Source organism: Micromonospora sp. NPDC047740, assembly GCF_043204735.1.
In the GTDB taxonomy this organism is placed as follows: domain Bacteria; phylum Actinomycetota; class Actinomycetes; order Mycobacteriales; family Micromonosporaceae; genus Micromonospora.
The window spans coordinates 60,148-85,180 of the sequence record NZ_JBIDCT010000012.1 but is presented as its reverse complement, the minus strand read 5'-3'; the positions used below and the strand labels follow the sequence as shown (position 1 = coordinate 85,180).

30 protein-coding genes are annotated in these 25,033 nt (G+C 72.6%); 11 read left to right on the top strand and 19 right to left on the bottom strand.

Annotated features, from left to right (window positions below; genetic code table 11):
* Positions 1-73: 73 nt before the first annotated feature.
* The 4 genes from ACGF4F_RS22630 to ACGF4F_RS22615 all read right to left on the bottom strand — a co-directional run bounded on the left by ACGF4F_RS22630 (position 74) and on the right by ACGF4F_RS22615 (position 3,444).
* Positions 74-1,114, bottom strand: a complete 1,041-nt coding sequence (locus ACGF4F_RS22630; protein WP_393079990.1) for an ABC transporter permease subunit — start codon at positions 1,112-1,114, stop codon at positions 74-76.
* Positions 1,102-2,010 (bottom strand): ABC transporter ATP-binding protein, encoded by a 909-nt coding sequence (locus ACGF4F_RS22625; RefSeq protein WP_357434438.1) that lies wholly within the window; start codon positions 2,008-2,010, stop codon positions 1,102-1,104. Before ACGF4F_RS22625 ends, ACGF4F_RS22630 begins: the two co-directional genes overlap by 13 nt.
* Positions 2,007-2,396 carry a GntR family transcriptional regulator gene (locus ACGF4F_RS22620; protein ID WP_357434439.1) on the bottom strand — a complete coding sequence of 130 codons (390 nt, stop codon included), beginning with the start codon at positions 2,394-2,396 and terminating at the stop codon, positions 2,007-2,009. Before ACGF4F_RS22620 ends, ACGF4F_RS22625 begins: the two co-directional genes overlap by 4 nt.
* Before the next feature lie 148 nt (positions 2,397-2,544).
* Positions 2,545-3,444 (bottom strand): aminoglycoside phosphotransferase family protein, encoded by a 900-nt coding sequence (locus tag ACGF4F_RS22615; protein ID WP_393079985.1) that lies wholly within the window; start codon positions 3,442-3,444, stop codon positions 2,545-2,547.
* Between the two features lie 136 nt (positions 3,445-3,580).
* On the opposite strand from ACGF4F_RS22615, the gene ACGF4F_RS22610 reads away from it, so the two are divergent.
* Positions 3,581-4,534 carry an L-threonylcarbamoyladenylate synthase gene (locus ACGF4F_RS22610; protein ID WP_393080239.1) on the top strand — a complete coding sequence of 318 codons (954 nt, stop codon included), beginning with the start codon at positions 3,581-3,583 and terminating at the stop codon, positions 4,532-4,534.
* 3 nt (positions 4,535-4,537) lie between these two features.
* Here the strand turns inward: ACGF4F_RS22610 and ACGF4F_RS22605 are convergent, their stop codons facing one another.
* Together ACGF4F_RS22605 and ACGF4F_RS22600 are read right to left on the bottom strand one after the other, a co-directional pair.
* On the bottom strand, positions 4,538-5,002 hold the full coding sequence (locus ACGF4F_RS22605) for a GNAT family N-acetyltransferase (RefSeq protein ID WP_393079982.1): 465 nt from the start codon (positions 5,000-5,002) through the stop codon (positions 4,538-4,540).
* A gap of 41 nt (positions 5,003-5,043) precedes the next feature.
* Positions 5,044-9,579, bottom strand: a complete 4,536-nt coding sequence (locus ACGF4F_RS22600) for an HAD-IC family P-type ATPase (RefSeq protein WP_393079979.1) — start codon at positions 9,577-9,579, stop codon at positions 5,044-5,046.
* Between the two features lie 232 nt (positions 9,580-9,811).
* Between ACGF4F_RS22600 and ACGF4F_RS22595 the strand changes: the two genes are divergently transcribed.
* The 6 genes from ACGF4F_RS22595 (at position 9,812) to ACGF4F_RS22570 (ending at position 14,287) form a co-directional block, all read left to right on the top strand.
* On the top strand, positions 9,812-10,072 hold the full coding sequence (locus tag ACGF4F_RS22595) for a hypothetical protein (RefSeq protein WP_357434443.1): 261 nt from the start codon (positions 9,812-9,814) through the stop codon (positions 10,070-10,072).
* Positions 10,073-10,156: 84 nt separating this feature from the next.
* A complete protein-coding gene (locus ACGF4F_RS22590; RefSeq protein ID WP_393079976.1) occupies positions 10,157-11,533 on the top strand; it encodes an MFS transporter in 1,377 nt (458 codons plus the stop codon).
* Positions 11,534-11,879: 346 nt separating this feature from the next.
* The gene (locus ACGF4F_RS22585) at positions 11,880-12,377 is read left to right on the top strand and encodes a hypothetical protein (RefSeq protein ID WP_393079973.1); all 498 of its coding nucleotides are present in this window, start codon (positions 11,880-11,882) and stop codon (positions 12,375-12,377) included.
* Between the two features lie 223 nt (positions 12,378-12,600).
* On the top strand, positions 12,601-13,377 hold the full coding sequence (locus ACGF4F_RS22580; RefSeq protein WP_393079970.1) for an SDR family oxidoreductase: 777 nt from the start codon (positions 12,601-12,603) through the stop codon (positions 13,375-13,377).
* A gap of 37 nt (positions 13,378-13,414) precedes the next feature.
* Complete coding sequence (locus ACGF4F_RS22575) at positions 13,415-13,609, top strand: hypothetical protein (RefSeq protein WP_357434447.1); 195 nt, start codon at positions 13,415-13,417, stop codon at positions 13,607-13,609.
* 129 nt (positions 13,610-13,738) lie between these two features.
* Positions 13,739-14,287, top strand: coding sequence for a YbaK/EbsC family protein (locus tag ACGF4F_RS22570; protein ID WP_393080236.1), 549 nt, complete (start codon positions 13,739-13,741; stop codon positions 14,285-14,287).
* Between the two features lie 49 nt (positions 14,288-14,336).
* Here the strand turns inward: ACGF4F_RS22570 and ACGF4F_RS22565 are convergent, their stop codons facing one another.
* The 7 genes from ACGF4F_RS22565 to ACGF4F_RS22535 all read right to left on the bottom strand — a co-directional run bounded on the left by ACGF4F_RS22565 (position 14,337) and on the right by ACGF4F_RS22535 (position 19,594).
* Entirely contained in the window at positions 14,337-14,969 is a 633-nt protein-coding gene (locus tag ACGF4F_RS22565; protein ID WP_393079966.1) for a DsbA family protein, read from the bottom strand.
* 20 nt (positions 14,970-14,989) lie between these two features.
* Positions 14,990-15,415, bottom strand: coding sequence for a SufE family protein (locus ACGF4F_RS22560; RefSeq protein ID WP_073836942.1), 426 nt, complete (start codon positions 15,413-15,415; stop codon positions 14,990-14,992).
* Positions 15,416-15,515: 100 nt separating this feature from the next.
* On the bottom strand, positions 15,516-15,935 hold the full coding sequence (locus ACGF4F_RS22555; protein ID WP_357434449.1) for a CBS domain-containing protein: 420 nt from the start codon (positions 15,933-15,935) through the stop codon (positions 15,516-15,518).
* 49 nt (positions 15,936-15,984) lie between these two features.
* Positions 15,985-17,754 (bottom strand): proline--tRNA ligase, encoded by a 1,770-nt coding sequence (locus ACGF4F_RS22550; protein WP_393079962.1) that lies wholly within the window; start codon positions 17,752-17,754, stop codon positions 15,985-15,987.
* 131 nt (positions 17,755-17,885) lie between these two features.
* Positions 17,886-18,242 carry a hypothetical protein gene (locus ACGF4F_RS22545; RefSeq protein WP_357434451.1) on the bottom strand — a complete coding sequence of 119 codons (357 nt, stop codon included), beginning with the start codon at positions 18,240-18,242 and terminating at the stop codon, positions 17,886-17,888.
* A gap of 375 nt (positions 18,243-18,617) precedes the next feature.
* Positions 18,618-18,800: a DUF397 domain-containing protein gene (locus tag ACGF4F_RS22540; protein ID WP_357434452.1), complete on the bottom strand. Its 183-nt coding sequence runs from the start codon at positions 18,798-18,800 to the stop codon at positions 18,618-18,620.
* A complete protein-coding gene (locus tag ACGF4F_RS22535; RefSeq protein WP_357434453.1) occupies positions 18,791-19,594 on the bottom strand; it encodes a helix-turn-helix transcriptional regulator in 804 nt (267 codons plus the stop codon). Before ACGF4F_RS22535 ends, ACGF4F_RS22540 begins: the two co-directional genes overlap by 10 nt.
* Positions 19,595-19,813: 219 nt before the next feature.
* Here ACGF4F_RS22535 and ACGF4F_RS22530 point away from each other — a divergent pair, with 219 nt between their 5' ends.
* The gene (locus tag ACGF4F_RS22530) at positions 19,814-20,005 is read left to right on the top strand and encodes a hypothetical protein (protein WP_357434454.1); all 192 of its coding nucleotides are present in this window, start codon (positions 19,814-19,816) and stop codon (positions 20,003-20,005) included.
* A 20-nt stretch (positions 20,006-20,025) separates the two neighbouring features.
* Positions 20,026-20,364 (top strand): hypothetical protein, encoded by a 339-nt coding sequence (locus tag ACGF4F_RS22525; protein ID WP_357434768.1) that lies wholly within the window; start codon positions 20,026-20,028, stop codon positions 20,362-20,364.
* Between the two features lie 44 nt (positions 20,365-20,408).
* Here the strand turns inward: ACGF4F_RS22525 and amaP are convergent, their stop codons facing one another.
* From amaP to ACGF4F_RS22495, 6 genes are all read right to left on the bottom strand, one after another.
* Positions 20,409-20,993, bottom strand: a complete 585-nt coding sequence (gene amaP, locus ACGF4F_RS22520; RefSeq protein WP_357434455.1) for an alkaline shock response membrane anchor protein AmaP — start codon at positions 20,991-20,993, stop codon at positions 20,409-20,411.
* Positions 20,990-21,529, bottom strand: a complete 540-nt coding sequence (locus ACGF4F_RS22515) for a DUF6286 domain-containing protein (protein ID WP_357434456.1) — start codon at positions 21,527-21,529, stop codon at positions 20,990-20,992. Before ACGF4F_RS22515 ends, amaP begins: the two co-directional genes overlap by 4 nt.
* A 12-nt stretch (positions 21,530-21,541) precedes the next feature.
* The gene (locus tag ACGF4F_RS22510; protein ID WP_357434457.1) at positions 21,542-21,967 is read right to left on the bottom strand and encodes an Asp23/Gls24 family envelope stress response protein; all 426 of its coding nucleotides are present in this window, start codon (positions 21,965-21,967) and stop codon (positions 21,542-21,544) included.
* A complete protein-coding gene (locus ACGF4F_RS22505) occupies positions 21,964-22,143 on the bottom strand; it encodes a hypothetical protein (RefSeq protein ID WP_357434458.1) in 180 nt (59 codons plus the stop codon). Before ACGF4F_RS22505 ends, ACGF4F_RS22510 begins: the two co-directional genes overlap by 4 nt.
* 110 nt (positions 22,144-22,253) lie before the next feature.
* The gene (locus ACGF4F_RS22500) at positions 22,254-22,616 is read right to left on the bottom strand and encodes a hypothetical protein (RefSeq protein ID WP_393079953.1); all 363 of its coding nucleotides are present in this window, start codon (positions 22,614-22,616) and stop codon (positions 22,254-22,256) included.
* Positions 22,613-23,173: an Asp23/Gls24 family envelope stress response protein gene (locus ACGF4F_RS22495; RefSeq protein ID WP_357434460.1), complete on the bottom strand. Its 561-nt coding sequence runs from the start codon at positions 23,171-23,173 to the stop codon at positions 22,613-22,615. Before ACGF4F_RS22495 ends, ACGF4F_RS22500 begins: the two co-directional genes overlap by 4 nt.
* Positions 23,174-23,342: 169 nt before the next feature.
* On the opposite strand from ACGF4F_RS22495, the gene ACGF4F_RS22490 reads away from it, so the two are divergent.
* Together ACGF4F_RS22490 and ACGF4F_RS22485 are read left to right on the top strand one after the other, a co-directional pair.
* Entirely contained in the window at positions 23,343-23,873 is a 531-nt protein-coding gene (locus tag ACGF4F_RS22490; RefSeq protein ID WP_393079948.1) for a SigE family RNA polymerase sigma factor, read from the top strand.
* Positions 23,870-24,994 (top strand): hypothetical protein, encoded by a 1,125-nt coding sequence (locus tag ACGF4F_RS22485; RefSeq protein WP_393079946.1) that lies wholly within the window; start codon positions 23,870-23,872, stop codon positions 24,992-24,994. Before ACGF4F_RS22490 ends, ACGF4F_RS22485 begins: the two co-directional genes overlap by 4 nt.
* The last annotated feature ends 39 nt before the right edge of the window (positions 24,995-25,033 follow it).

Here is a 25,033-nt window from a genome sequence, read left to right as displayed (position 1 = left end):
CGGCCAACGCCAACGCAGGCACCGCCGTAGACGCTACTCACGACAGTCTTCGGGTATCGGGGCGGGCGAACGGTTAGTTCTGTCGGCGCCGGATCCACCAGAAGCAGGTACCGGCCAGCGCCCCGGCGAGCACGAGGAAGATCCCGGTTTCCATCCACTGCAGGGGCCAGTAGTTGCTCGCGGGGTGATAGGTGACTGTCTGGTGGAGGTTGTCCTTGGCGAGGCAGGCGCCGATCTGACTCAGGTCTGGGGCGTCGCCCTGGCTGTTTGGGAAGCATTCGGGGTAACTGTCGATGCGGACCACCTGGCCGGCCGGGTTCTTCACGGGCGGCTGGGATGTCAGCCAGGCGCCTCGCGGTGTCGGCAGGTCGAAGTGGAATTCCGTCTGCGTGCCCCGGAAGTCGTGGAACTGGCTCGTGCTGGCCTGGTTGATCGGGAAGGTGGTTGTGGTCGAGGACAGCAGGTGGGGTCGGATAAGGGTGGGTACGAGAATCTGGAAGGCGATGAACACGGCGAGGGTGATAGCCATGGCCGGCAGAGTGCGGCGCAGCAGTAGTCCCAGCGTGGTACCCAGGGCGAAGGCGAACGCGGTGTAGCCGAGCGGGACGATGTCGCGTGAGGCGAAGGTCATCGCCGCCCACCGGTTGCCGTTGAGGTTGTCCAGCGGCCCGGCCCACCAGGTCAGCAGCCAACTGAGGATCGCGGTGGTGGCGATCGCGGTGACGCCGACGACGGTGAGTTTGACCGCGAGCCACCGGGTGCGCGTGACGGTTTGGTTCCAGGCGAGTTGGTGCGTGTCGGTTTCCAGTTCCCGGCCGATCAGCGGCGCGCCCAAGAAGATGCCGATCAGCGCCGGTACGGCGATCACGAGGAGTTGCAGGAGCATCAACATGGGCTCATAGCTTCGCTGCAACTGGCTGAGCTGGGCACCCAACGCCCGCGCCGCGGGGGTCGCGCCGTCGCAGGCGTCCAGCGGGGCGCACGCGGCCAGGGCCGCGGTGTAACTGTGGTGCATCGGCAACCCGGTGACCAGGAACACGATCGCCGCGGCGGCGAGCAAGGCCAGGACGGTGAGGGCCTGGGCACGGAACTGCCGCCAGGTCAGCCAGAGCATCGCGCTTCTCCCGTCGGTTGCATCGCGGTATCGGCGCCGTGGTCGACGGGCCGCTCCAGGTAGGTCAGCACGAGGTCCTCCAGTTCGAGGTGTTCGGCGGACCAGTCCCCGGCGGGCAGTTCGCTTTCGCTTCGCACCACGAACGTGGACTGCCGATCGGTGTGCTCCGCCGAGATGACCTTCAACCCCGTGGGCAGGTCGGACTCCTGGCGCCGCGTGCACACGATCCGGTGGTGCTGCGCGAGCAGATCGTCGGTTTCGCCGGCGAGCTGTACGCGGGAGGAGACCAGCACGACCAGGTAGTCGCAGACGCGTTCGAGGTCGGAGACCAGGTGCGAGGAGAGGATGACGCTGGTGTCGTGCTCGGCGACCGACTCCATCAGGTGGCGCAGGAAGTCGCGGCGGGCCAGCGGGTCGAGGCTGGCGACCGGTTCGTCGAGGATGAGCAGTTCGGGTCGCTTGGCCACCGCGACGGTCAGGGCGAGCTGGGCGCGCTGCCCGCCGGAGAGCTTGCCCGCCTTCTGCTTTGGGTTCAGGCCGAGTTGCTCGATGCGGGCCTGTGCGAGCTTCGCGTCCCAGGCCGGGTTCATCTTGGCGCCGAACTTCAAGTGGTCGGCGACGGACAGGCTCGCGTAGGTGGGGGTGTCCTGGGCGACGTACCCGACCCGGGCCAGTTGCGCGGTTGCGCCGTTGGGTTGTTCGCCCAGCACCTCGATCCGCCCCGTGGTCGGCGCGAGCATGCCGCAGGCGATCTTCAGCAGGGTGGTCTTGCCCGCGCCGTTGGGCCCGATCAGGCCGACGACGTGTCCCGGTGGGAGCTCCAGGGTGCAGTCGGCCAGCGCCTGGCGCTGGCCGTATCTCTTGCCTAGCGCGTGGGCTTGCAGGATCGCGTTCATTTCTCCCCTTCGGCGCTCTCGCGCAGGGTGTTCTGGAACATCGCCTCGATGCCCGGCTCGGTCAGGCCCGCAGCGCGGGCCTTGTCCATCCAGGCGCGCAGCTCCTGCTGCAGCGGACCGTGTTCGGTGAGCGATGCGTGGCCGAGCGATTGGGTGATGAAGGTGCCCACCCCCGGCTTTCCCGCGGCCAGGCCGAGGTGTTCGAGTTCGCGGTACGCCTTGCTCACGGTGTTCGGATTGATCGCCACCTTGGCGACCACCTCCTTGACCGTGGGCAGCTTGTCGCCCTCGGTGAGCAGCCCCAGCAGCAGCGCTTGCCGTACCTGCCTGACGATCTGCAGGTACGGCGCCATACCCGAGCGCGCGTCGACGTGGAAGTCGATCACCCATAATTCCGTTTCACTAGGTTACTAGTGGAATCAGGATGTATGAATGCCGGGTGCGTGTCAAGCGGTGAGCACCTCGGTGTCCATGCCTGACCCAGCAGGCCGGCCAGCGCATCCTGGACGGCCCGCTGACGCCCTGAGGATCCCGTCAGCGGGCGGCGTCGGCGAGGACCTCGGCCAGCGCGTGCGACGTCTGACGGACGATCCCCGGGTTGGTGTCCCAGTAGTACGGCAGCGCGTTCACCGCCTGGAGCAGGGCCCAGCCGCGGCCGCGCAGCCACGAGGCATCGTCCACGTCCAGCTCGGCGCGGAACCGTTCCCGGCTGCGACCGGCGAAGACGTTCCAGGCCGGTTGCAGGTCGCAGGCCGGGTCGCCGACGTTGAGCCCGCCGAAGTCGATGACGGCGGAGAGGCGGCCGGCCACGACCAGCAGGTTGCCGGGCAGCAGGTCCCCGTGCACCCATACGCCCGGCCCGTCCCACGCCGGGGCGTCCAGCGACTCCTGCCAGGCGCGCAGCGTCGCGGCGCCGTCGACGCGGTCGCCGAGCTGCGCCACCGACCGGCGTACGCCGTCGTCGAACTCGGCCAGGTCGCTGCCCCGGCCGCCGGGCTTCCGGGGGTACGCGCCGGTGGTGTCGATTCCCCGCAGCGCGGTGATGAACGCGGCGAGGTCGACCGCCGCCTGGTCCAGGTCGGCGAGGGTGCCGTTGGCGTTCTCGCCGGGCAGCCACTCGTACACCGACCAGTCGAACGGGTAGCCCTCGGCGGGGCGTCCGCGCACGAGTGGCACCGGCAGGGCGAGCGGGAGGTGCGGGGCCAGCCGGGGCAGCCACTCGGCCTCCCGCGCCGCCTGCTCGGTAGCCCAGCCGATCCGGGGCAGCCGGACCACCAGATCCGCGCCGAGCCGGTAGATGTCGTGGTCCGTCCCGTACGAGGGGACCAGCCGGATCGCCAGGTCGGCCCAGTGCGGGAACTGCCCGGCGACCAGTCGACGGACGAGGGCGACGTCGGTCTCCACCTCGTCGACGTGCATCTTCACCCGGGCCATGGCGAACATCCTGGGTGGTTCCGCCGAGCCGGACAACCCGGTTTCGGGGCCGACGGCAACAGCTCGGTCGACCCGGCGCGACCCGCCTCCGGCGGCAGGCTAGCGTCGGGGCGTGAGCACCGGATCCCCGCGCGTCCTGCCGGCCGACAGCGGCATCGCCGAGGCCGCCTCCGTCCTGCGAGCCGGTGGGCTGGTCGCCTTTCCCACCGAGACGGTCTACGGGCTGGGCGCGAACGCCCTCGACGCCCGGGCGGCCGCCCGCATCTTCGAGGCGAAGGCCCGGCCCAGCTTCGACCCGCTGATCAGCCATCTGGCCGACGCCGCCGACCTGGCCGGCCTGGTCGGTGCGGTGCCACCGGCGGTCGCCGCGCTGGTCGAGCGCTTCTGGCCCGGCCCGCTCACTCTGATCGTGGACCGGCCGGCGGCGATCCCGTCGATCGTCACCTCAGGCCTGGACACCATGGCGGTCCGGGTGCCGGACGAGCCGTCCGCCCGGGCGCTGATCGCTGCCGCCGGGGTGCCGGTGGCCGCGCCGAGCGCCAACCGGTTCGGGCAGCTCAGCCCGACCCGGGCCGAGCACGTGGTGGCCGGGCTGGGCGACGCGGTGGACGTGGTGCTGGACGGCGGGCCCACCCGGTGCGGGATCGAGTCGACGATCGTGGACGCCCGCGGCGAGCGCCCGGTGGTGCTTCGGCTGGGTGCGCTGCCGGTCGAGGCGCTAATCGAGGCGGTCGGGCCGGTCGAGGTACGGCCGGGCAGTTCGGGGCAGCCGGTGGCACCCGGGACGCTGGCCGCGCACTACGCCCCGCGTACCCCGTTGCGGTTGGGGACGGCGGAGTCGGCGCCGGGGGACGGCGGCCGGCGGGGTTTCCTGGCCTTCCGTGAACGCCCGACGGCCGCCGGGTGGGCGGCGGTGGAGGTGCTGTCGCCCGAGGGTGAGCTGACCGCGGCGGCCGCGCGGCTCTTCGACGCCCTGCACCGGCTCGACGCGGCCGGGGTGACCGAGATCGTCGCCGAGCCGGTCCCCGAGGTCGGCGTGGGTCGGGCGATCAACGACCGGTTGCGGCGCGCCGCCGCCACCTGGCACTGACCGTCACAGGTCCAACTCGCCGACCACCTGGTCGCCGCTTGTCTCACCGGTCAACCGGAAGCCGAGCTGCCGGTAGAAGCGCTCCGGACCGTGGTCGCCCGGCACCCAGGTGACGGTCAGCCTGGTGCGGCCGCGCTGGCGGAGTTCCGCCGCCAGCGTCTGGACGGCGAACCGCCCGTACCCCTTGCCCTGCTCATCGGCGGCGATGTTGAGCCGCCAGAGCCCCGAGCGGACGTCGGTCGGATCGTCGTCGGGGCGCCACGGCACGTCGAGGAAGCCCATCATGAAGCCCACTGGACGGTTGCCGTCGACGATCAGCCGTGGCCAGGCGACCGCCGGCTGGGCGTACGCCTCGGCGAGCGATCGGGCGACCGGCGCGACCAGGCCCTCCTGGTCGGGTCGGATCGCGATGGCGCAGGCGGCCAGGACGTTGTCCGGCGTGATCTTCTCGAGGCGGGGCGAGGACATGCCGGCACTCTAGTGACGGTCGGCGACGACGGCCGATGGCATTACCGGGCATGGCTGCCGTGCTGCGGGAGGCGGTCGACCAGCCGGGTGAGCGCGCCGTTGGCGAAGGTCGCGCCGAGCGCGGAGCCGGCGGCGATCGTCCAGCTCACCGGGCCGAGCGGGGTGCAGCCGAAGAACTGGCTGACCCCGGGCGTCTGCACCACCGCGACCAGGACGCCGATGGACGCGGCGGTGGACGCCAGCACGGTGGGGCTGGTGCCGCCGGCCAGCACGGTCTGGCCGAGTTGTGTGCCCACGAGCGAGGCCAGCGCGACCGTGCCGGCCGTGCGTTGGCTGCCGGTCCACCGGGCCAGGCTCCAGCCGGCGGTCGCGCCCAGCGTGGTGGCGCTCGCCCGCAGCCCGATCTCCCGGGTCATCGTCGCGCCGAGTGAGGTGTCCGGCCCTTCCCGCAGCAGGTGGTCGGCACCGTGGGCGGCCGGCGGGCGGACCGCGATGGCCAGCGCGGGTGCCAGGTCGGTGAGCAGGTTGACCAGCAGCAGTTGTCGTCCGGTCAGCGCGGACCGGCCGGTGGCGGCGGCGGTCAGCACGCTGAACGCGATCTCGCCGAGGTTGCCGCCGACCAGGATGCTCAGCGCGTGGCGGACCGACGACCACATCGCTCGCCCCTCCACCAGGGTGGCGATGATCGTTTCCAGCCGGTCGTCGGTGACCACCAGGTCGGCGGCGGCGCGAGCCGCCGGGGTGCCGCGCTGGCCCAGCGCGATGCCCACGTCGGCCAGCCGGATCGCCGGAGCGTCGTTGGCGCCGTCCCCGGTCATCGCCACGGTCCGGCCGCGGCGCTGAAGCGCCTGGATGATCCGGACCTTGTGCGCCGGGGTGCAGCGGGCCACCACGTCGGTCGCCATGAGCCGCTCGGCCAGCGCCTCGTCGTCGAGCCGGTCCAGGTCGGTCGCGGTGACCACCCGCTGACCGCCGTCGGCGGGGCTGATGGTCGCGGCGATCGCCTCGGCGGTCGCCGGGTGGTCGCCGGTGATCATGATGGTGTGCACGCCGGCCTGCCGGATCCGCCGGACCGCGGGCTTCGCGCTCTCCCGCACCCCGTCGGCGAGCGCCAGGAAGCCGACGAAGACCAACCCCTCGACGTGCTCGTCGGTCACCGACTCGCTGTCCACCGGGCACTCTGCGACGGCGAGGATGCGGTTTCCGGCCGCGGCCCGCTCGGCGAGCATCGCGTGCAGCGCGTTCCGGCCCGCCTCGTCCAGCGGCTGGTCACCACCGGCGGCACGCCGCGCCGCGCAGCGCGGCACCACCGACTCGGGTGCCCCCTTGACGCTGAGCAGCAGGCCGTCCGGGGTCCGGCCGATGGTGGCGTGGTAGCCGCGGGACGGCTCGAACGGCAACCCGCCCACCGCCGTCCAGTCCGCCGCGCCGGTCTGCTCGACCACGCCGGCGGTGTCCGCGCCCCGGCGTACCGCCCGGTCGGTCTGCTGGGGCAGCTCGTCCGGGTCGGCCGCCGCCGGAGTGGCCCGCAGCGCCGCAGCCAGGGTCAGTCGCAGCGGCTCGTCCAGCCGGTCCGGTGGCGCGTACCGGTCGCCGGCACCGTCACCCACCCCGGCGAGCAGCAGCTTGCCCTCGGTGAGGGTGCCGGTCTTGTCGAAGCAGAGCACGTCCACCCGGCCCAGCGCCTCGATGGTCCGCGGGTTGCGGACTAGCGCGCCGTGCTCGGCCAGCCGCCGGGCTGCTGCCAGCTGCGCGGCGCTGACCAGGAATGGCAGTCCCTCCGGCACCGAGGCGACGGCCAGGTTCGCGGCGGTCGCCGCCGTCTCCGCCAGGGGTACGCCCCGAAGCAGTCCCGCCCCGGCCACCGCGATCGCCGAGCCGGCGGCCAGCGGTACGGCGGCACTGGTCAGCTTCCCGAGCCGCGCCTCCACCCCGCTGGGCGGCGGGGCCTCCCGGGCCAGGGCGAGACTGCGCCCGGCCTCGGTCTCCTCGCCGGTCGCCACCACCACGGCGGTGCCCCGGCCGGCCGCGACGGTGGTGCCTTCGTACAGCATGGAGCGCCGCTCGGCGACGGCCGCCGCCACCACCGGTTCGGCGGTCTTGCTCACTGGCAGCGACTCGCCGGTCAGGGACGACTCGTCGGCTTCCAGCCCGTCCGAGCTGAGCACCCGGCAGTCCGCCGGGACCGCGTCGCCGGGGCCGATCGCGACCACGTCCCCCGCCACCAGCTCCTCCGCCGGCACCACCTGCTCGGCGCCGTCGCGGAGCACCCGCGCGGTCACCGCGGTGCGCGACAGCAGCTCGGCCAGGGACCGCTCGGTGTTGCGCTGATGCACCGCGCCGATCAGCGCCGAGCCGCCGACCACCCCGCCGACCAGGGCCGCGTCGACCAGCGAGCCGAACGTGGCGGAGAGCACCGCCCCGGCGGCGAGCACCGGGGTGAGCGGGTTCGTCAGCTCGTCCACGAACGCCTTCAGCAGACCGGCCGGGCCCGCGTGGTCCCCGGCGACGGCCCGCCGCCGGCGGCCCGCCTCCGCGCTGGCCAACCCGGCCGGCCGGGTGCCCAGCTGGTCGAGGACGGTCTCCACCGGCATCAGGTGCCAGGCGGTCAGCGCGGGCACCGGCGTGCGGGTCCGGTCCGGCAGCCGGCGGGCCCGCCACACCCCGTGCCCGAAGGCGAGCGCGCCGGCGGCGTTCACCGCGGCGAGGGTCCGGCCGGGCAGCAGCATCGGGTCGGCGGTGAGCGCGCCCAGCGCCCCGAGCCCGCTGCCGGCCATCGAGATCCGGATGTTCTGCCTGGTCATCCGGCGGGCCACCCCGGCCGCGTCGATCAACAGTGCGGGGATCCGCAGGTCGTCGCCGACCAGCAGGTGGGCACCCCAGGGCGGGAGAGCCTCCGGGGCGGAGACGCCGAGGGAGCAGTCGGCGGCACTGAGCGCGGCGCGGTCACCGGAGATGAGCATGACCACCGCACCGTCTCGTTGGAGGGCGCGTACCGAGTCGACGAGCTGGTCGCCGCCGGGCACCACGGCGTCGGCGAAGCCGTACCGCTCGTCGTCGTCCGCGGCCACCACGAGGCGCAGACCCGCCTGGCGGGCGGCGGTGGGCAGGGCGTCGACCCCGGGCGCGGGTTCCGGATCCACTCGGAGCACGGCGGCGAGCGTGTCGCCGTCCGCGAGGCCGAGCAGCAGGCCGCCGTGCTCGGTGAGCCGGCGCCGGTCCGGGGTGTCCCCGGGGTCGCGGGCGTCGATCCGGTCCAGCGGCCCGAGCCGCCAGCCGTCGGCCTGCTGTACGGCGTCCGGGGCCTCCGGGTCGAAGAGGGCGAACGCCCGGGCGGCCACCTGCCCGGTGTCGGCCCCCGCCAGCGGCGCCAGGTCGGCCAGCAAGCCCCGGTCCGAGCCGAGGATCGCGCTGTCCAAGACCACCGTGTCGATGCCGTCCAGCTTGCGCAGCACGCTGCGGTCCATGGCGATCACGCCGCGCCGGGCCAGCATCCGGCCGAGCTGGGCCGCGTACCCCTCGCGTCCGTTGTTCGGCGCCTTGGGCAGCGCGGACAGGGCCAGCGAGGCGGCCCGCTTCGGGCCCACCACGGGCACCGCCGCCGCGCCGGCCGCCGCACCCGCGGCGAGCACCCGCTTCACGTATCGTTCGGCCGGGCCGTCGGGGACCGGACGGGGCCGCTCGCCCTTGGGCACCCGGGCCACCGCCCGCTCCGGGTCGCCGGTCAGCCTCGGTTCGGCCTTGGTCCAGGCGGAGAGTTGGGCTCGCGCCTCGCCCCACTGCACCACCCGCTGCGCGCCGTCCAGCACTATCCCGGCCCAGCCGCCGGTGAGGCCCTGCACCACCGCCTCGGCGAGCGGGAACAGCACGTCGGCGCGGGGATCGGCGCGCAGCCCCCGGTCGGCCAGGGCGTGCAGTTTCGGGTGCAGGTCGATCGCGGCGAGGAAGCCGGCCACCTCGCCGGGGACCGGGGTGAACGGCAGGATCCGGGTGGCGGCGGAGATGGTCAGGCCGAGCGCGTCCGAGACCAGCCCGCCCAGGGTCCGGGGCGTACGTGGGCCCTCCTCGGCCGGGTGCGGCGGGGGGATCTCCGGGTCCGGCTCGTACGGGCAGACCCGCTCGGTACGCGCCACCGTGGCGATCAGGTCGCGCAGCCTCGGCTTCGGCTCCTCGACCGCCACCACCACCCGGCCGGAGGGCGCGTTGACCCGGGCCCAGGCCACCCCGGGCATCTGCTCCAGCGCCTGCTCGACCTGCCGGGCCAGCTTGTTCGCGCCGTCCTGGCACACGCCGTGTACCTCGATGTGGTGCCGGCCGTCCCGGGTCCAGACCCGACGCTTGCTCAGTCCGGCCAGCTGGGCCAGCCGGGCGGCTCCGTGGCCCACCTTGCCCGCCGCCTCGGCGACGCCGCGCGGCACGGCGGCTCCGCCGGCCCGGGCCGCTCCCGGCACCGCTTGCGGCAGGGCCGACCCGACCGTCCGGGCTGCGTCCGGCACGGCCCCGACGACGGTACGGGCGACCCGCGCGACGGCGTCCGGCGCGAGCAGGAGGCCGGCGTACCGGCCCAGCGAGGTCATCGAGGCGTACGGCCGAGCCGCCGGCCGCGCTCCCCGGTGCTCCCGCCGCCGCGCCAGCCGTACGCCATCTCGCCTCCCGTACCCCTTGTCCCCGGCGGCCCCGACTTCCCGGCGTCGCGTCCGTTATGCCCCCTGAGCGAGGGAAGTTTCCCGGCTGCGTGGGGCATGGACCGGGTCGCCGGTGGAATGCCTGGTCGGACATCGATGTGGTCGTCGGATCCGGGGAGGCGGAATGAGCGCAGTGACGCGACATCTCGGCGGGACGTGCGAGATGGTCAGGAAGTACAACCGGCGGGTGGAGATCCCGGTGCTGGGCGAGGTGGCGGTGCCGCCGCCCGACAAGCTCGCCTACTACGCGGGGCTGGGCGTGCTCGCCGCGCTTCAGGTGATCGAGTGGCCGATCGCCCTGGTCATCACCGCCGGGCACCTGCTGGCCGACCAGCACCTGTCCGGGGTGGCGAAGGGGGTCGGCGAGGCGCTGGAGTCGGCCTGACGAGACCGGTGTCACCGTTGACCTCAATCCGGGTTGAGGTCGCAGGCTTGATCCCATGTTGACCGCACGTACGCCGGGCCGCCGGTGACCGCCACCGCCGCGCCGGCGGCCCCACCCGCGCACCTGTACTCCCCGCGGTTGCGGGCGATGACCGTGGGCAGCGTCGCCCTGGTGTCGCTGCTGGCGTTTGAGGCCCTGGCGGTCGGCACCGCGATGCCTACCGTCGCCCGCAGCCTCGACGGGCTCACCCTGTACGCGCTGGCCTTCGGCGGCCCGTTCGCCTCCGGTGTGGTGGCGATGGTGGTCTCGGGGATCTGGTGCGACGCGCGTGGGCCGCGCGCCCCGATGTGGCACGGGGTGGCCTGGTTCGTGGCGGGGCTGGTCGTCGCGGGCGCCGCCCCGACCATGGGGTTGCTCGTCGTCGGCCGGGTGGTGCAGGGCTTCGGCTCGGGTCTGCTGTCGGTGGCGCTCTACGTGATCGTCGGGCAGGCGTACCCGGAGGAACTGCGGCGGCGGGTCTTCGCCGCGTTCGCCGCGGCCTGGGTCGTGCCGTCGCTGGTCGGCCCGGCGCTGGCCGGCCTGATCGTCGAGCACCTGGGCTGGCGTTGGGTCTTCCTCGCGGTGCCGGCCGTCGCGGTGCCGGCGGTGCTGCTGATCCAGCCCGGGCTGCGGGCGCTCGGCGCTGAGGTCCCGGTCCGGCCACCGGCCGGGGCCCTGGCCCGGATCGGCTGGGCCTGCGGGGCGGGGGCGAGCGCCGCGCTGCTGCATCACGGGGGGCAGCAGCGCGGCGTGCTCGGCGGGGCGCTGGTGGCGGTGGCGCTGGCCGGCCTGCTGGTCTGCGCCCCGCGCCTGCTGCCGGCCGGCTTCCTGCGCGCCGGCCGGGGCCTGCCGACGGTGATCGGCCTGCGTGGGCTCGCCTCGGCGGCGTTCGCCGGCGCGGAGGTGGTCATTCCACTGATGCTGTCCCGGGAACGCGGCTTCTCACCGACCGCGGCGGGCCTGGTGCTGACCGTCGGCGCGCTCTCCTGGTCGGTGGGCTCGTGGCTGCAGGGCCGGATCGCCGCGCCGCGCTCGGCCGCCACCCTGCCCCGGACCGGGCTGGGCTGCATCGCCCTCGGTACGGCCACCGTCGCGTCGGCCGTCCTGCCGGGGGTGCCGGTGGCGGTGACGGTGCTCGGCTGGGCCGTCGCCGGACTCGGCATGGGCCTGCTCTACCCGTCCCTGTCGGTGCTCACCCTGGAGCTCTCCGCCCCCGGCGAGCAGGGGCGCAACAGTTCCGCCCTGCAACTGGGCGACTCACTCGCCGCAGCCACCGTGTTGGCGCTGACCGGCGCGGTGCTGGCTGCGGGCCCGGCCCCCGGTCCGGCGAGCTACGCCGCCACCCTGGCCGTGGCGGCCGGCTGCGGGCTGCTCGGCGTGCTGCTCGCCGCCCGGGTGGTGGTCCGCCCGGCCACCGCCTGACCGGGTCGGCCGGAGGCGCTTGTCACGAACCGCGTTGCCGGCCCGTCCGGGGTGTCCCGGTCACGACCACGGTGGGGCGGATGCTGATCAGCCTCGATGCCGACGATAGCCCTGTGCAGCTGCTGTCCGCGCCCCCCGTGCCGTGAGTGGGCACCGTGCACACTCCGCTGAGGAATCTGAGCATCGTGCACGGTGGCTGCGGCAGGATGCCGCGTCATAGCGTGCTCCCTGTGCGGACAAGTCCCGAGTGCAGCCCGCAGGTTGCTGCTCACCTCCGGCGCCGGGATCACCGCCGGAAAGCTGCCTGACCACAAGGCTAGGCCGGAGTAGTAAGAGAAGGAGCACCATGTCCGTGAAGAACCGGCTCATCCCGTCCGCCCTCGGCCGCAGCACAGCATCTCGCGCCGCAGTATGTGCCGTTGCCGTCGGCGCCGCGGTTTTCGGCTTGCCGTCACCGAGCTGGGCCGACGACAACTACTACGGCTCTTGCTCCTACTCCTTCGTCGCGTGTCAGACCGGAGTCGAGGTAAGCCCGCCCACTGGCGTCGATTGGTGCAAGTCGAAAGACTACGCCGCCGACACGCAGGTCTGCATCAAATTCGACGGCGACATCGTCTATGTGAAGGATGGCAAGTCAGACGGCCATTCGGCAATGGGGTGGATTGGCACGCCCTATGCGGGCTCTCTTTCTGAGCGGTTCTGCCGTAACCCCCATGGGGCTGGCACGTGGGCCAAGTGCAACTTTGACTGGGTAGAGGACACCACGAAGGACGTCATGGGCGGGATTCGTAAAGACTCCAGCACGATGGACCTCTATTCGTATGGGGCGTTCTACGACGGCTAGTGTGAACGGTGACCACGATTCGCGGCATTGGCGCGGGCCGGCGAGCTGCCCACCGGGCAGCGGGCGGGGCGATGGCCGGCGGCGCTGGTCGGCCTGCTGGTCTGCGTCGCCCTCGGTACGGTCGCGGCGGCCGCCTGAGACGGGGTCGCCTCGGGTGTCCGCCTGTCACGAACCGCTTGGGCGCTCCGTCCCTGAGAGGGTACGTCGGGGAGAGGAGCGGGCGATGCGGGTGCTGGTCACCGGGGCGAGCGGGCGGCTCGGGCGGGTGGTGTTGCCGCGCCTGCGGGACGGATTCGCCGTGCGGGCGGTGAGCCGGCATCCTCGCGGGGGCTCCGACGTGGAGTGGGTGGTGGCCGATCTCGCCACCGGCGAGGGGCTGACGGCTGCGGTCGCCGAGGTTGAGGCGGTGCTGCACCTGGCGTCCTCGCCGACCCGGCGTACCCACGAGGTCGACGTGCTCGGCACCAGGCGGCTGGTGGAGGCGGCCGGTCAGGCCGGCGTGGGGCATCTCGTGTTCGTCTCGATCGTGGGCGTCGACCGGGTGCCGTTCGGCTACTACCGGCACAAGCTCGCCGCCGAGCAGGTGGTGACGGCCGGCCCGGTGCCGTGGAGCATCCTGCGGGCGACCCAGTTCCCGGAGTTCCTGGAGGAACTGCTGCGCGCCGCCGGCCGGCTCGGCCCGGTGATCGGGGACCCGGCGGTGCTGGCCCAGCCGGTCGACCCGGCCGACGTGGCGGCCCGGCTCGCCGGGATGCTGGCCGCCGGCCCGTCGTACGTGGTCGAGGAGTACGGCGGCCCGCAGGTGCTGCGCTTCGACGAGGCGGTCCACGCATGGCGGGCGGCCCGCCGCTCCCGCCGCCCGCTGCTGCGGGTACGCATCCCGGGGCGGCTCGGCCGGGCCCTACGCGCCGGCGGGCTCACCACCACCGCCACCCCGACCGGCACCCGGACCTGGGCCGATCACCTCGCTGACACGTATGGGGGAACCGGCCGAAGATGAAACCTTCAGCCGCTCATGTTCGCCTTACCGTGGCCGCATGCTGGTCTTCGTCACCACGGTGATCCTGTACGTGTTCGGTTTCGTCTTCCTCTACGGCGTGGTCCGGCTGGGTGTCCGGCACGGCATGGAGGACGTCGAGGCGCATCGGCCCGAGGTACTGCAGCGGGCGCATCTCGCTTCCGCCCAGGACCGCGAGTTCGCCCGCGAGAACGCCTTCCTCTCCAACAACTGACGCTGGTCCCGGGCCGCCCGGCACCGGCGCGGCGGACCGGTTTCCCGACCGGCGGAGTCTCCCGACAGGCGGGCAGGGCGGCAGGTCAGTGAGCGGAACCCCGTCACGGATGCGAGGATCGCAGCCGTGATGGGGACGCTGAAGACAGAGCCGGCCCGTACCCGGCTGGACCTGCTGGCACCGCCGGTCGCCGCCGCGGTCGAGCGGTGGCCGGGTGAGGCGCCGGTGGACGTCGACGACGTGCTGGTCGCCCCGATCGACGCGGAGCTGGCCGACACGGCCGCGTTCTGCGCCGCGTACGAGGTGGGGCTCGAGGAGTCGGCGAACTGTGTGGTGGTCGCCGGCAAGCGGGGTGGCGAGACCCGGTACGCGGCCTGCGTGGTGCTGGCCACCACCCGGGCCGACGTGAACGGCGTGGTCCGCCGGATGCTCGACGTCCGCAAGGCGAGCTTCGCGCCGATGGCCGACGCGGTCGAGTTGACCGGGATGGAGTACGGCGGGATCACCCCGATCGGCCTGCCGGAGGACTGGCCGATCCTGGTCGACTCGCGGGTGGTCGCGACGCCGCACGTGATCATCGGATCCGGCGTACGGCACAGCAAGATCGCGCTGCCCGGGCCGGCACTCGGCGTGCTGCCCGGGGCGACGGTGGTAGAGGACCTGGCCAGGCCGGCCTAGGGAGTCAGCATCATCGATCTTGTTTCACGTGGAACAAGATCGATGAAGGTTACTCGCCCGACTCGCGCTGCTCGACCTCGCGCAGGGCGGCGAGCAGGGTCTCCGGCTCCTGGGCGCCGGTGACGGCGTACTTCCCGGCCAGCGCGAAGGTCGGCACGCTGGAAACCCCGAGCTGGCGCGCCTCGGTCAGGTCGGTGGCCACCTCGCGCCGGCCCAGGTTCGACTCCAGGTACGCCCGGGTCTCGGTCTCGTCCAGGCCCACCCCGGCGGCGACCTTGACCAGCGCGTCGGTCGAGCCCACGTCCACCCCGTCGGTGAAGTGCGCCTGGTAGAGGGCCTCGACCAGCTCGGCGGCGCGGCCCCGCTCGGTGGCGAACCGGATCAGCCGGTGCGCCTCGAAGGTGTTGGCGTGCACCGCGCGGTCGAAGTGCAGGTCGAGCCCCACGCCGGCGGCGACCTGGGTTACGTGGGTGAACATCCCCTCGGCCCGCTCCCGGCCGCCGAACTTCGCGGCCAGTGCCTCGACCAGCGGCTTCGGCTCGGTCACCGGCGTCGGGTCGAGCTGGAACGGCCGGAACCGGACGCTCACCTCACCGTCGTACGACGCCAGCGCCTGCTCCAGCCGGCGCTTGCCGATCCAGCACCACGGGCACACGACGTCGGCGTAGATCTCGATCTCCATGCCGAGGAACAACCCGTCGATCAGGAATTCTGTTCCCGGACCTGGCGCTTGAGCCGGGCCAGGATCGCCGTGCCGCCGCGTACCCGCAGTGGGCTGATCGCCTGGGCCAGCCCCATCCGCTGGTAGAGGTCGTCCGGCACGGCCAGCACCTCGTCGGCGGTCGCCCCGGCCAGCCCCTCGGCCAGGATGCCGGCGAACGCGCGGGTGGTCGGTGCCTCGGGCGGGCAGTCGAACCAGGTGATCACGGTGTCGTCCGGCTGGACCTGGGCCCGCAGGAAGAAGGGTGTCTGGCACTCGGGCACCTGCTCCATGCCCTCCCGGTCCATGCCCTCTGGCAGGGGCGGGATGACGTCGGCGTACTCGAGGAGCATCTCCAGCACGACGTCGCGGGGCGCGGCGGCGAACTCGTCGACGATCTCGGCCAGCTTGCTCGGCATCTCGGGCATTCCGCCAGGCTACCGCCGGCCGCACGCCGGCCGGGTCGCCGCCGTGGGGAGGGGTGGAGAGGGCCGAGCCACTACCGGAGGCGTCAACGGGCCCCTCCACTCACATGTTCGGGGCGGCCTCGCTGATGTCGCTGAGGGCGGAGTTCGGGTCGAGTTGCATGGCCAGGTCGCCGAGGCTGACGATGCCGACGAGCTTCCGGTCGCTGTCGCAGACCAGCACCCGCCGGATGTTGCGCTCCCGCATCAGGGTGGCCGCCTCGCTCGCCGTGGCGTGCTGCTCGATCATCACCACCTCGCGGGTGATGACCGACCCGATGGTGGTGGTCGCCGGGTTGGCCCGCTCGGCGACCGCCCGGACCACGATGTCGCGGTCGGTCAGCATGCCGGCGAGGGTCGCCCCGTCAGTGACGACCACATCGCCGATGTCCGACTCCTTCATCACTCTGGCCGCCTCGTCCAGCATGGTCTCGGCCGGCAGGTAGACCACCTGCTTGGTCATCACGTCGCTGACCCGATACATGAGAGCCTCCGAACACTCGATCCGGGAGCGGTACCCGGTGGCGCGTCCGCTACACCCGGTCGCGGCGCGTCCCGGGCACCTCGTCGAGCAGGCGCTCGACCAGGCCGTCCACCTGCAGCTCCATCCGCTCGCCGGAGGACCGGTCGCGCAGCTCGACGTACCCGTCGGCGAGCCGGCGGCCGACCACCACGGCGCGCGGGATGCCGACCAGCTCGGCGTCGGTGAACTTGACCCCGGCCGAGACGTGCGTGCGGTCGTCGACCAGCACCCGCAGGCCGGCGGCGGAGAGCCGCCCGCCGAGGTCCAGCGCCGCGTCGAGCTGCGGCCCCTTCCCCGCCGCCACCAGGTGTACGTCGCACGGCGCGACCGCCGCCGGCCAGACCAGCCCCCGCTCGTCGTGGTGCTGCTCGGCGACCGCCGCGACCGCCCGCGAGACACCGATGCCGTAGCAGCCCATGGTGGGCCGGACCGGCTTGCCCTCCGGGCCGAGCACGTCGACGGCGAAGGCGTCGGTGTAGCGGCGGCCGAGCTGGAAGATGTGCCCCACCTCGATGCCTCGCCGCATGGTCAGCTCGCCGGTCACGCAGGCCGGGCAGGGGTCACCGGGCCGCACCTCGGCGGCCTCGATCGTGCCGTCCGGGACGAAGTCCCGCCCGCACACCACGTTTACCGCGTGCCGGCCCGGCTCGTTCGCCCCAGTCAGCCAGGCGATGCCGGCGACCACGCGGGGATCGACCAGGTAGCGGACGCCGTGCTTGGCGAGGATCTGCGGCCCGAGGTAGCCGCGGACCAGCTCGGGATGGTCGGCCCAGTCCTCGAAGACCGCCACCGTGGCCGGGGCGAGCACCGCCGCCACCCGCTTGAGGTCCACCTCGCGGTCCCCCGGCAGCCCGATCACCAGCAGCTCCGCCTGCTCGGCGCCCGGCCGGCGGACGGTCAGCACCACGTTCTTCAGCGTGTCGGCGGCGGTCCAGTCCGTCCGGCCGCCGAGGGTCCGGGCGTTGGCCAGCTCGACCAGGGCGGCGATGGTCGGCGTCTCCGGGGTGTCGTGCACCTCCATCAGCGGGTGCGCATCGGGATCACCGGCGGCCGGCGCGCGGGTCACCACCGCCTCCGTGTTGGCCGCGTAGTCGCAGGCGGTGCAGCCGACGAAGGTGTCCTCCCCGACCGGGGTGGCGGCCAGGAACTCCTCCGACGCCGAGCCGCCCATCGCCCCGGACATCGCGTGCACGACCGTGAAGTCCAGCCCGAGTCGGTTGAAGATTTTCTCGTAGGCCGCCCGATGCCGCTCGTAGGCTTTCCGGAGCCCGGCTTCGTCCAGGTCGAACGAGTACGCGTCCTTCATCAGGAACTCGCGCCCGCGCAGCAGCCCCGCCCGGGGCCGGGCCTCGTCCCGGAACTTCGTCTGGATCTGGAACAGCGTCACCGGCAAATCGCGGTACGAGGTGAAGAGGTCCTTCACCAGCAGCGCGGCCATCTCCTCGTGGGTCGGGGCGAGCAGGTGCTCGGCGCCCTTCCGGTCGGCGAGGGTGAAGATGTCGTCGCCGTACTCCGTCCACCGTCCGCTGGTCCGGTAGGGCTCGGCCGGCAGCAGCGCCGGGAAGTGCACCTCCTGGTCGCCGATCGCCGCCATCTCCGCCCGGACGATCTCGGTGACCCGGTCCAGCACCAGCTTGCCCAGCGGCAGCCAGGTGTATCCGCCGGGGGCGGCGCGGCGGACGTAGCCGGCGCGGAGCAGGAGGCGGTGGCTCGGCACCTCGGCGTCGGCCGGGTCCTCGCGCAGGGTCCGGAGCAGCAAGGTCGACATGCGCAGCAGCATTGCCGCAGCGTACGGCGGGCCGGCCGGACCGGCGAACCTATTCCGGACGCGTTGCTTGATCGACTCCGGGGTCGCCGATGTCGCGGTATCCGACCGACCGGTATACCGCGACATCGCGTATCTGGAGTGGGTCAGGCGATGAGCTCGGCCAGGTCACGGAGCCGGCGGTAGTACGCGGCCTCCTGGCCGGCGAGCAGTGGCTGGACGAGATCGAGTTGGCGTAGGCAGGACGCCACGGCTGTGCGCCGCCAATCGTCGAGCTGGCCGTTGCTGTCGAGCCAGACGCTGACGCAGCCGGCGATGTCGGCGTCGAGCAGGATCATCTCGACGCCGGCGATGTCCAGGCCGCGTAGCCGAGGCGGAAACGGGGCCCGCAGGTGTGCTTCCCACAGCCGCGCGACCGCCTCGATCCGCTGGTCCGCCGGCAAACCGGCGTAATCCCCGGCGCGATCCGCCGCCGCCGATCCTGCGTCCTGCCCTTCGATCACCGGCACATCATGTCGCCTCACCGGGAAACACATGACCCCATGCCGGCACGGCTCAGGTCGGCGACGGCGACGGCGACATGCGGCACGGTCCCGCCGCAACCTCATCCAGGCCCGCATCGACACCGAGGGCAGTTGTCGGGTACGCAAACACAGCGTGCTGATCACGGCCACGCGCTGACGAAGCCGGTGGACTTGTGCTCGGCCGCCTGGCTCTGGCCGCCTTTCTCCGGCCGGGACAGCCACCGCTGGTCAGACACTACGAACTTGATGGCGTAGACGATTCAAGCGCTACCGCGGTCGCCCGGTCCGGAGTCGCCCGGCCTTGATCGTCTGCGTCGTCAAGTCTCGTTGGCGGAGTGGAGAGTCGTCGTCGGATCAGGAGCGCTTGACGTGTTCGACGAAGGCGCGCCAGGTCCGGGGGTCGAAGGCGAGGACCGGGCCGGCCGGGTCCTTGCTGTCGCGCACGCCGACGACGCCGGGCACGTTGTCGGCCACCTCGACGCACTCGCTGTTACCGCTGCGAGTGGCCTTGCGCCAGGTAGCGCCGATCAGCTCCATGACGTCATCACTTCCTTCATCAGCTCGATCGACTGCCGGCGAGGCAGCGCCTCGCTGCGGACGCTCTCCCATCTCCCGACCACGATAGCCACGTCCTCGTCCTTGTCGACCGTCGTGCCGCCGAGCTGGTTTTCCAAGTAGCCGATCCACCCGCCGTCGTCGCCACGTGCCAGGGTGAACGGGCCGGCGAGTCCCACGTGCGTGCTGACGTCCGCCGGGATGACGTGCACGCTGATGTGCGGCCGCTCGGTGCACTGGATCAGGTGGGCGATCTGCTGCGTCATCAGCCCCCGGAAGCTCTCGTCGGCTCGGCGGAGCGCGGCCTCCTCGATCACCGCCACGAGCTTGGGCGGCTGTGGCCGGCTTAGCACGGCCTGCCGATCGAGGCGAACAGCCACCCGCCGCTCCACCTCGTCGTCGCTCAGCATGTCGTCGGCTCGGATCACCACGCGTGCGTAGTTCTCCGTTTGCAGCAGACCGGGAATGAGTGTCGGGTGGTAACACCAGAGCTGCTGGGCATCGCGCTCGGCGTCAAGCCAGGGTCGTAGCCAGCTCGGTTGGCCGTCCCGTTCGGCCATTTTGAGCAGCGCCAGCAACAGGCCGCCGGTGTCCAGCACCTCATCGGCGCGCTTGAGGAAGAACCGGTCGAGCGGCCGTTGCCCCAGCTCGACGGCGGACACCTGCGAACCCGAGAAGTGCACGAGCTTCCCGAACTCCTCCTGGCTCAGCTCGGCCTTCAACCGCAGCCGCCGGAGTTGTGCCCGGATCAGCTCTGCGGTCGGTGCACTCTCCACGCGTCCTCCACGATTCCTCGGCGACCTCTGCGGCGCTTCCGTCCATTCGCGACGGCCGACCTGACCCTGCCCGGACCGGCCCCGACGGCTTCCGAGCGTAGTGCCGCCTTCAGCAGACTGTCACGCAGCGAGCCGTCTCCCGTCCGGCCCGCTGCGGGGCCGCCCTTGGATCCCCCGATGCCGGGGCGGCCCCGCCCCGTACCGAAAGAGGAGGTCGGAATGCGCAACCCGCTCCGCTGGTTCCGGTGCCGAGACACCGTGCCCCCGCCGGCGCTGCCCCGCCGGGCGAAAGGCGCCAACCTGCCGGACTGGATGCGCGAGCCGACCCGAGTCATCCCGACCATGCGGCCGGGCAGACCCGGCCGGCTGACCCGGGCTCAGGAGTGGCGGGCCAACGGCGGTCGCTGGTGACCGGCGAATGGCGGGCCCGCATGCTTCCGGTGCCGCGCCTCGGGCCGTACCCCGATCGGCCTCGCGCCTACCCGCCCGGCCATCCGCCGCACCTGCCGATCCGCCCACTGTGGCTGTGCCGGGCCTGCGGGCAGCCGTGGCCCTGCGCCCAGGCCCGCCTGCTGCTCCGCGCCGAGTACGACAACCAGCCCGTTGACCTGGCCATCTACCTGTCCGGGCTCTATCACGAGGCGACCCACGACCTGTTCCGGCTCAACCCGCAGGACGGCCCGACGCCGCGCGAACTATTCGAGCGGTTCGTCGCCTGGGGCCCGTACCGGAGACCGCTGGTCGAGCCGCCGGGGTCGCCGGACTCTTAGCCGCGGTGCCGTCCGCACCCACCGGCTCTCAGCTCGCGCGAGGTTCACGGCAGGCCCACTCGAATGCGTCGGCGGGTGCGTTGGGTGAGATCGAGGGTGACGGGCAGGTCCGGTCTGCCGAGGGCGTAGCGGATGCGGGGCAACACGAGGGCTTCGAGCCGCTCGCGCAGCGCGGCGATGTCGGCGTCGGGATCGGCCGTGACGGTCAGCGCGAGGCGGGGAGTGTACGGGCTCCCCGAGAGCCTGGTGTCGACCTCGTCGACGCCCGGGCAGTCCTCGACCTCCGCTCTGACGGCGTCGGCGAGCGCACCGGAGTCGAGGACGGTCCGTCCGCTGTCGCCGTTGGTGCCGATGTTGATGCGCCGCTGGCCGGGTTCGGTGGTGACGACGGCGGCCAGCCAGCGCAGGCCGAGCAACGCGACAATCGCGGCTGCCACGCCCGCCACCGGCCAGAACCAGCCGCCGTGGGCACCGACGAAGCGCGTGGCCGGGTTGTCGAGCAGGTGCCGCCGGCTGAAGCCTCGGCCGTACACGTCGGCGCCTGCGAGGAGGATCGCGACACCGGCGGCGAGCAGCACCAACGCGAGCAGGGTGAGCACGATCCGGTTGAGGCGATCGGCGCGAATCACTGCAGCTCCTCCTTGCTGATCCGCACGGACAGGGTCGGTGCCGGGTCCAGGCGCAGGGCGTCGAGGCGGTGCTGGGCGGCCGAGGCCACCGCGCCGTTCAGGTAGTCCCCGTTGGGTGCCGCCCCGTCGAGCACCTCGGCGTGAACGCGCACGAGGTGCCGGCCGACTGTGACGTGGGCGTCGTGGACGCCCTCCACCTCGATGGCCGCGTCCCGCAGCGTCCGGGCCAGGCCGCGCCGGGTGATGGCGGCGTCGGTGGCGGGATCGATGGGCTGCAGGTGCAGCCGGTGGGGCCGGCGGGGTTTGAGCTGCGCGGCGAGCAGCAGCAGCCCGATGACGGCGAGGCCCACACCGACCAGCCGTACGATCCCGCTGCCCCAGGTGGTGCCGGACGCCCAGCGGTAGAGGCCGGGCCAGTTCATCACGATCGCCTTCGCCCCGACCGCGTAGGCGACGATCTCGATCAACACGAGTACGGCGCCGAGGGTCAGCGCCAGGCTCAACAGGAACGCGAACAGACGGTTGGTGATTCTCACGGGGGCCCCGATTCAGTGCACCCGGCTGGCCGGGGTCCGGTCGGTGACCAGGTCGGTGACGGTGATTCCCACCTCCTGGACCCGCAGCCCGGTCAGGTCCGACACGCGGGTCCGGACGCGGTCGCGGACCCGGGCGGTGACCTCCGGGATGGATGCCGGCCAGCGGACGCTGATGGACAACTCGATGCGGGTCACCGATCCCTCGATGGCCGCGGACGCCGTCGGGGCAGCGCCCTGGTCGGCACGGCGGATGCCGAAGCGACCCGCGCCGGGCAGGGACCGCCCGAGCACGCGCGGCCGTGCGCTGCCGGCCTCGGCGACCTCCCGTGCCGCCTGCGCGGCGATCTTCTCCACCACCCGGTCGTGGATGTGCAGCCAGCCCAGATCACCGTGTGCCGGTGCCGACCCGCCGGCCGGGGCGTCGGTCACCGCGGTCACCGGCTGGTCCGCCGGCCCTGGACGTACGCGCCGAGGTCAACCTCGCCGGCGAAGAACTTCGACACCCCGTAGCCGATTGCCGCGAACAGCGCGACGATCAGCATCTGACCGAAGCTGCCGAATGCCAGGGCGAAACCCAATGCCAGGCCGACGACGGACCCTGTCAACTTGGTCATGCGGTCGTCTCCTCCCATCATGCTGTATCGACTGTGAAGCGATGAGCGCCGTCCGGCGGCGGATCGCACGGGCGCGACAGGCGGGCACGCGGATCACCGGTGTGTACCGGTCACGGACCGACGAGGTTCTTACCCCCACCGCGGGCCCCGTCCGCCCCGGCCGGCGGCGGGTCCTCCAGATCTGCGACCACCACGTCGACCCGACGGCCGGCCGCCAGCGGTGCCACCGCCGACCGGACCTGGCCGGCCAGTGTGCCGGCGGTGACCCCCCACCGGCTCCGGACCTGGACCACCACGGCGTCGGCGTCGACGGCCACCCCCTCGACCCGGCGGCCGGGCAGGTAGGTGGCCCGGCCCCCCACCCAACCCGCGGTCAGGCCAACCACGTCCGGACAGGCGCAGACCGCGGCCGCCACGGCATCCACGTCGACGCCGTCGACCACCGCGTCGCGCCGGCCAGGCGTGGCGGTCATGACACCCGCGGCTGCTGCTGTTGACCCTGCCGCTGGCCATCGGCCTCGGGCAGGTGCACGTCGTCGACGCTGATGTTGACCTCGACGACGTTCAGGCCGGTCATCCGTTCGACGGCCGTCTTCACGTTGCGCTGGATGTTCCGGCCCAGATCGGCGATGCTGACCCCGTACTCGACGATGACGTCGAGGTCGACCGCCGCCTCGGTCTCGCCGACCTCGACGCCGACCCCCTGGGACACGTTCGGCCCGCTGCTGCCCGGAATGCGCTCCCGGATGGCCGTGAATGCGCGGGTGCCAGCGTTGCCCATGGCATGGACGCCGGCCACCTCCCGGCACGCCATCCCGGCGACCTTCTGTACCACGTTCTCGGCAATCATGATCTTGCCGTCCTCGTTGGTGAGCTTGTTCTGGCGGGCTGACTGGTTGCCACCAGTGCGTCCAGCCTGCTCGGTCCTGGTTTCCTGACTCATGGGGCGTGCACTCCTCCGGCTGCTCGGCGTCCGGCCGCATTCAGGCGCTTTATAAGAGTGGGAGCCCGGCGGAAATTTGTTGGCCATTCGCCCGGCACCTCCACCTTTCGGGGCAACGTCGTCTTCCCGATCACGCCAGGCGCTCCGGCCACCACGCCCAAGATTCCTTCAACCGCGACGGCAACCCTGCCTGTTCAAAGTGGCGTCTGGGGAGGCGTCACGATGGTGCAACACCTCACCCCAAGGATCGGCTCGTGTGGACCCTCTCCTGAGTGAGTTCGACTCGTTCGTGCGAACCCGCACCCCCGCACTACTGCGGTCGGCGTACCTGCTGACCGGGGACCAGCACCTGGCGGAAGACCTCGTCCAGTCCGCCCTGGCCCGCACCCACCGCTCATGGAACCGACTGCATGACAGCGGCAACGCCGAGGCGTACACCCGCAAGACCATGTACCACCTGCAGGTTTCCTGGTGGCGGCGGCGCCGGGTGGCCGAGTCGATGCCGGGCGACCTGCCCGAGCCGCGCGGAGGCGACTCGGGCCCCGACCACGCCCACCAGACCACCCTCCGGCTCACCCTTCGGGCCGCGCTGGCGAAGCTCTCCGCCAAGCAGCGGGCCGTGCTGGTCCTGCGGTTCTTCGAGGACCGCACCGAGGCCGAGGCCGCCGACCTGCTCGGCGTCACCGTCGGCACCGTCAAGAGCCAGACCTCGAAGGCCCTGGCCAAGTTGCGCACCGTCGCCCCGGAACTCGCCGAGCTGTACGTCCTGGAAGGGAGCGCCCGATGAACCACGACCGCCTTCGACTCGACCTGGCCGGCCTGGCCGAGGAGGTCACCCCGGTCGACCTGCGGGACCGGGCCCTGCGTACCTCCCGCCGGCTCGGCCTCCAGCGGGCCATCGCCACCTCGGCCGCCGCGCTGGTGATGATCGCCGCCGCCACCGGCACCGCCCTGGCGATCCGGCCCGACGGGCAGGCACCCGTGCCACAGCCTGCCGGCCCGTCGACCACCGTCACCCCGCCCCCGGCCGACGGCACCCCGACTCCGGACCCGTCAACCAGCTCCGAGCCGACCAGTTCGCCGACGAAGCCGGCGTCCGTCCTCGCCGGCACCCGGTACTACCTGGAGAGCACGTCCACCAGGGTCCGGATCCACCTGGTCCGAGGCAGCTCGGACCAGGTGGTCCGCCAGATCGCGTACGACACGTACGGCTGCGAGTGGAACACCATCACCGTCTCGCCGGACGGGACGTGGGCGGCCTGGGTGCAGGACAGCACGGACGGCGACACCAGCGGTGTGCTCCTGGCCAGCAGGATCGGGGAGCAGGGGGCGACCAGGCTGCTGGACGACGTCAGCTGCCTCGACAGCAGGCCGCTGCGCTGGCAGGGAGGCGGCCTGCTGATGGTGCGCAACAAGACCGGGCAGTCCGTGCTGTTCGATGTGGCGGCCAACAAGCGGGTCAACGGTGACCCGGGCCAGGAGACCAATCGGTGCTGGTCGGCGGACGGCAGGTGGCTGGCCGCGGTGTCGGAGGGCAAGCCGTACGTGACGGACGAGACGCAGTTGCGCCAGTACACCTACACACCGCCGAAGGACGAGGCCGCACAATGGGGCGGCTGGGAGGCCCGGAGCGTGTCGATGGACGGCCGCTACGTCTCCGTCGGCTGGATCGGCACCGACCCGTCCCGCCGGGACGACAGCTTCGCGGTGGTCGACACCACCACCAGCAAGGTCGTCGACCTGCCGGGCCGCGGCGACATCCGCAGCGTCATGTTCACCAACGACAACAAGGTGATCGTGAAGCGGGCGACCGGCATCACCGTGTTGGACAGCACCCTCACGCCGCTCGGCACGGTCACCGAGCCCGCCTCGTTGCGGAACATGGCGATGCTGGCGTACGTGCCCTGAGCCGTCGAGCCACGGCCCTCAGCAGGCCCCCAGCACCTG